The following is a 5,398-nucleotide window of genomic DNA, read 5'->3' as shown; positions in this document are numbered from 1 at the left end:
GGCGGGCCTCGCGGCGCTGGGCGGTCCCGGCGGCTCGGGCACCGTGCTGCTCGCGCCCGTGGGCACCAGCTTCGACAGCTTCCGCGACTACCGCGAGCGGGGCCTGACCTTCGCGCGGGTGGCCCGTGAACTGGTGGACGTGGCCCGGCCGGAGGCAAAAGCATGAGCCTGCAACTGGTGATGGCGCAGGTCATTCTGCTGACGCTGGGGCTGATCGGGGTGGCGACCGTCAGACCGGACGACATTCTGGATCATGGGAGCAAGGCGCTGGTCGCGCTTGCGGCGACCTTTCTGGTGGCGCGGCTGCGGCCCCGCTTCTTCCTGAGGCTGGCCCCGTACTTCTGGGGCTTCACGCTGCTGCTGCTGGTGCTGACCCTCTTTATCGGGGAGGGGGCGCCGGGCAGCGAGGGAGTCAAACGCTGGCTGGACTTCGGCGGTCCATTCAGATTCCAGCCGTCGGAACTCGCCAAGCTGGGGCTGGTGCTGCAACTGGCGTCCTTCTTTTCCCGGCGGGGCGTGCAGAACAAGCTGATCAGCGCGACGGGAATGATCGTGCTGACCACCGGACTGATCCTGCTGGAGCCTGACCTGGGCACCTCGGTGCTGACCTTCGGGCTGGGCATCGTCCTGATGTACGCCGCCGGGGTCCGCATCACCAACATCAGCGGCTTCGTGCTGGCGCTGGGGCTGCTGAGCCTGCCCTTCCTCAACAAATATCTGGAGACGCACCCTTATATCCTCGAACGCCTGTTCGGGCACGTGAACCGGGCAGAGACGGCGGAAGTTGGCCTTGACCAGATCGGGAAGGCCCACCGCGACCTCAATTTCGGCGGGCTATGGGGGCAGGGTCCAGACGGGCCGCGTTACCCGTACTTCGCCGACAATACCGACCTGATCGTGGCCTCGGTGGGCTTCTCGACCGGGTTGCTGGGCGTGACGATGCTCTTTTTCGCCTACTGGCTGGTCGTGTCCACCGCCCTGCACGTCTCGCAACTCGCCACCCGCGTGCGCCCCATGACTCCGGACATCCACGGCGCCACCATCCTGGCGACGGGTGCCATGTTCATGGTCGTGGGGCAGGCGTTCGTGAATCTGGCGGTCGCGGCGGGCCTCTTTCCAGTGACCGGGGTGCCGCTGCCGCTGGTGAGCTACGGCTTTTCCTCCATGCTCACCATGAGCCTCGCCCTGGGCGTGATCCACAGCGCCATGCGCGAGGTGCGGCGCCAACTTCCCGCCGGGGAGGAGTCGTCCGACATGGTGGCGGTCGCGGCCGACTGACCGCAGGAAAGAGCGACTGACCGCAGGAAAGAGCAAGGCCCCGGCACAGCGCTGGGGCCTTGCGACAGGGCTGCCTACCGCTGGGGATACAGCCAGCCGCGCAGCAGCCGCGAGAGCAGCGGCAGCACCGGCCAGTTCAGAAAGACGGTCGCCAGAAACGCCGAGGGCAAGATCGCCGCCCACCACGGCCAGCCCTGCACCAGCGGGCGCGAGAGCCAGCTGAACAGCAGGATCAGCGGGTAGACCCCCACGAAGCCCAGCACCACGTTCTTCCAGAAGGGGGGCGCGGCGGCGGCGCGGGCCGGGCGGTCGAACCACGCCTCCAGTCCCACCGACTCGCGGTAGTCCACCTCGCCCGCCGTGAACTCGGGCAGCCGGGCCAGGGCCGAGCGGTACGCCGGGGACTCCCGCCACGCCGCGAGCGCTTCCGGCGAGGCGAAGCGCAGCAGCGTCACGTATTCCGGCGTGCCCCCACTTTCACCGCGCAACACGTGCAGCCCCAGGAAGCCTGGCTGCTGCCCCAGCCGCCCGTGCAGCTCCCGCGCCCACGCCTCGTACCCGGCCACCCGCGCGGGCCGCACGAGTTCGGTGATGACGAGGGTGACGCCCTCGGGCGCGGCCGGACTGGGGGAGGGGGAGGAGGAGGTCGGCATGGGGGAAGCACTGTAGCGCAGAGCGGACGGGGGCAGAACGCGCGGGGGGCGGAAGGCTGGGGATGCCCCCGTGCCCTTCCGCCCCCGTGCTGGCCGTCCGGTTTACATGTTGTGCAGCACGTTCATGATGTCGCCGTCCTGCATGACGTAGTCCTTGCCCTCGGTGCGGACCCAGCCCTTGCTCTTGGCATTCGCCCAGCCGCCCGCCTCGACCATCTTCTGCCACTCGATGACCTCGGCGCGGATAAAGCCGCGTTCGAGGTCGGAGTGAATCTCGCCCGCCGCTTCCGGGGCCTTCTCGCCCCGGCGGATGGTCCAGGCCCGCACTTCCTTCTCGCCCGACGTGATGAAGGTGATCAGCCCCAGCGTCTCGTACCCGACCTTCACGAGCTGGTCGAGGCCGCTTTCCTCCACGCCGAGGTCGCTCAGAAACTCGCGGGCCTCGTCCTCGGGCATCTCGGCGAGTTCGCCCTCGATCTGGGCACTGATCTTGACGACCGAGGCTCCCTCGCGGGCGGCGTACTCGCGGACCTGCTGCACGTAGGCGTTGTCCTCTCCCAGATCGTCCTCGCCCACGTTCGCCACGTAGATCACGGGCTTGGTGGTGATCAGACCGAACTCCTTGGGAATCCTGCCCTCGTAACTGCCCGCACGGGCGGGTTTGCCCTCGCCCAGCACCTTCAGAATCTGCTCGGCCATCTCGGCCTGCTCGCGGGCCTCCTTGTCGCCGCCCTTGGCCTTCTTCTGGAGGTTCGCCAGCCGCTTTTCCAGCCCGGCGAGGTCCGCGAGGATCAGCTCGGTGTTGATCGTCTCGATGTCGTCGATGGGATCGACCTGTCCGGCCACGTGAACCACGTTGGGGTCCTCGAAGCAGCGCACGACGTGGGCGATGGCGTCCACCTCGCGGATGTTCGCCAGGAACTGGTTGCCCAGGCCCTCGCCCTGGCTGGCCCCCTTGACCAGCCCGGCGATGTCCACGAACTCGACGAAGGTGGGGATGATCGGCGGCACGCGGTCGCCCTTGGTAAAGACCCGGCTCAGCGCGGCGAGGCGCTCGTCGGGGACGGTCACCCGGCCCACGTTGGGTTCGATGGTGGCGAAGGGGTAGTTGGCGGCGAGTGCGCCTGCCCGCGTGATGGCGTTAAACAGCGTGCTCTTGCCGACGTTCGGCAGCCCGACGATTCCAATGGCGAGTCCCACAGTGTCCTCCTTGACTCCGCATAGGCGCGGCAACCCTGACAGTGTAGGGGAAGGGGGAGCCCAGGGATGAACACTTGCCCACCGCCCCCCGGGTACGCTGCCGGGCGCGGGGGGAGTAGCGTGGGCAGATTCATGACCCCGGCTTCCCCCCACAGCGGTCCCCTGGCGCACCTCCTCGCCTTTTCGCGGGAGCACTGGCGAAGGTTGCTGCTGCTGTTTTTCGGGCTGCTGGTGCCCCTCTTGATCTTCGTCTCCATCGCGGAGGACGTGTTCAACAAGGAGCCGTTCGCCTTTGAAAAGCCGCTGATGCTGGCGCTGCACGCGGGTGCGTCGCCCATGCTCGACCGGGTGGCGGTCGCCTTTTCGCTGCTGGGGAGTGCGCGGGGCATGGTGCCGGTGACGCTGGTGCTGGCTTACGTCTTTTACCGGTTGCGGCACCGCCTGGGCTACTTCCTGGCCCTCAGCCTGGGTGGGGTCGCACTGATCAACGTGCTGCTCAAGAACGTCTTCGAGCGTCCCCGCCCCGCCTTCTGGACCCCGATTCTGCCCGAGCCCGACTCTTCCTTTCCCAGCGGCCACGCGATGTTCGCCTCGGCGCTGGCGACCTCGCTGGCAGTCCTGTTGTGGCCCACGCGCTGGCGGGTCCCCGCCTTGGTTCTGGGCGGGCTGTACGTGCTGGGCATGATGTGGTCCCGCGTCTATATCGGCGTCCACTACCCGACCGACGTGCTGGGCGGGGCGCTGTTCTCGCTGGCCTGGGTGATCGCCCTGACGCGGGCGCTGCGGATTCATCCGGCCTTTCCGGTGCAGTCGCGCGAGGGGTAATACGAACTCCGATTGAGAGGTTTACGCGTAAACCTGAAATCCGAGCGGAGCGAGAAGGAGAACAACGGGTTCCGGGCGTGGAGTGAACAAACCGGAAGAACGCCGGTTTGTTCACGAAACAGACGGAATCCGTATGAGGGGGAAGCCCGCTGGAGGCGGGAACAGCGCCCGTTCCCGCCGGGCAGACTGGCCCACCCCCGCAGGAGAGCAGGAGCAGGCAGGACAGAACGGGCTGGGAGAGAGGCGGAGGAGAGGCCCTGCGTCGGCGCTTTCCCGGTGAGAGAACGGACCGGACACAGACCGCGAGAGGGGGCCACCCGTCACGGCGCCCCCTCCCTGCCTCCCCCCGCCTCAGCCCTGCGGGTGCGCCAGCGTCTGGCCCACGCCCAGGCCATGCCGGTAGACCAGTTGCCCCCCCAGGAAGCCGCCCAGCCCCGCCAGCCCCAGCGCCGTCCCCGAGAGCAGCTTGCCCAGCCGCCGCTTGTGCCGCCTGCGGGCCAGCAGCGAGGCCACGTTGAGCACGAAGGCGGCCTCGTTGACGGCCCCGTGGATCAGCCCGGTGCGCCGCGCCTCGCCGCGCGTGTTGGCCCAGTCGGTCCAGCCCGCCGCGATGGCCGCGACCGAGCCCACGGTGCCCAGCAGCAGCGCCCGGTCGGCCGCCGCCTCGTTCTCCGGCGAGTGGCCCGGCAGGAAGTCCAGCAGTCCCGCGACGATCCAGCCCCCCAGCGGCAGGTGAATCAGGATGGGGTGCAGGGGGTGGCCCAGCGGCTGCCCGTGCAGGGTGGCCTCCACCCCGTCCGGCAGGGCGTCCAGCCACTCGCGCAGCTTGGGCTGCAACGTGTCGGCCAGGGCTTCCAGCCGGTCGTGCTGGCTGAGGGTGTCCTCGAAGCGGTCGTTGATCTGCGAGTCCATAGGCGAACCTCCCTCCCGATTGTGTGCCCTGGGGCGCGGCGGGTCGGGGAGGGTTAAGCGAGGCTCTGGGCGGCGTTGGGCCGGGCGGGGGCCGGGTGCTACCTTCGCCCCCATGCCCCGCCCCGCGCTCCTCGCCGCCGCCACGCGCCTGCCCACGCCGGGGCGGTACGGCCTGCTGGTCCTCGGGCTGGCGCTCTACAGCCTCGCCCTGCGGCTGATGCTGGACGCGCGGGTGGGCGTGGCGCCCTGGGAAGCCTTTCACCTCGGCGTGACCCGGCACCTCCCGCTGACGCTGGGCATGGTCAGCATCCTGACGGGCGTGGGGATCGTGGCCCTCAGCGCCCTGTGGCTGCGCGAGCGCGTCGGGCCGGGAACGGTGCTGAACGTCCTCCTGATCGGCCTCTTTCTGGACGTGCTGGCCCCGCTGGTCCCCGACCCCGCAGGCCTGCCCGCCCGCTGGGTGCAGTTCGGCCTCGGCGTGGGCCTGCTGGGGCTGGCGACGGGCACCTACGTCGCGGCGGGGCTGGGGG

The 5,398-nt window shown here is 69.3% G+C and carries 6 protein-coding genes; 3 read left to right on the top strand and 3 right to left on the bottom strand.

Going from position 1 to position 5,398, the window contains the following annotated elements:
* Window positions 1-162 precede the first annotated feature (162 nt).
* A complete protein-coding gene (locus QOL99_RS14765; RefSeq protein ID WP_285524943.1) occupies window positions 163-1,278 on the top strand; it encodes an FtsW/RodA/SpoVE family cell cycle protein in 1,116 nt (371 codons plus the stop codon).
* A 74-nt stretch (window positions 1,279-1,352) separates the two neighbouring features.
* Here QOL99_RS14765 and QOL99_RS14760 read toward each other — a convergent pair whose 3' ends face one another.
* Window positions 1,353-1,931 (bottom strand): antibiotic biosynthesis monooxygenase, encoded by a 579-nt coding sequence (locus tag QOL99_RS14760; protein ID WP_285524941.1) that lies wholly within the window; start codon window positions 1,929-1,931, stop codon window positions 1,353-1,355.
* 102 nt (window positions 1,932-2,033) lie between these two features.
* Window positions 2,034-3,131, bottom strand: coding sequence for a redox-regulated ATPase YchF (gene ychF / locus QOL99_RS14755; protein WP_285524939.1), 1,098 nt, complete (start codon window positions 3,129-3,131; stop codon window positions 2,034-2,036).
* Window positions 3,132-3,263: 132 nt separating this feature from the next.
* Here ychF and QOL99_RS14750 point away from each other — a divergent pair, with 132 nt between their 5' ends.
* Window positions 3,264-3,956 (top strand): phosphatase PAP2 family protein, encoded by a 693-nt coding sequence (locus tag QOL99_RS14750; protein WP_285524938.1) that lies wholly within the window; start codon window positions 3,264-3,266, stop codon window positions 3,954-3,956.
* A 351-nt stretch (window positions 3,957-4,307) separates the two neighbouring features.
* Here the strand turns inward: QOL99_RS14750 and QOL99_RS14745 are convergent, their stop codons facing one another.
* Entirely contained in the window at window positions 4,308-4,868 is a 561-nt protein-coding gene (locus QOL99_RS14745) for a DUF2231 domain-containing protein (protein WP_285524936.1), read from the bottom strand.
* Between the two features lie 112 nt (window positions 4,869-4,980).
* Between QOL99_RS14745 and QOL99_RS14740 the strand changes: the two genes are divergently transcribed.
* Window positions 4,981-5,398: YczE/YyaS/YitT family protein (locus QOL99_RS14740; protein WP_407650198.1), on the top strand; the 418-nt coding region annotated here is incomplete at its 3' end.

The sequence above is a fragment of the Deinococcus rhizophilus genome, from assembly GCF_030271215.1.
In the GTDB taxonomy this organism is placed as follows: Bacteria; Deinococcota; Deinococci; order Deinococcales; family Deinococcaceae; genus Deinococcus; species Deinococcus rhizophilus.
This window is presented reverse-complemented; position numbering and strand designations above follow the sequence as displayed.

Coding starts and splice junctions, on each gene's coding strand:
- QOL99_RS14765 (WP_285524943.1), top strand. CDS start 163: ATGAGCCTGCAACTGGTGATGGCGCAGGTCATTCTGCTGACGCTGGGG.
- QOL99_RS14760 (WP_285524941.1), bottom strand. CDS start 1,931: ATGCCGACCTCCTCCTCCCCCTCCCCCAGTCCGGCCGCGCCCGAGGGC.
- QOL99_RS14750 (WP_285524938.1), top strand. CDS start 3,264: ATGACCCCGGCTTCCCCCCACAGCGGTCCCCTGGCGCACCTCCTCGCC.
- QOL99_RS14745 (WP_285524936.1), bottom strand. CDS start 4,868: ATGGACTCGCAGATCAACGACCGCTTCGAGGACACCCTCAGCCAGCAC.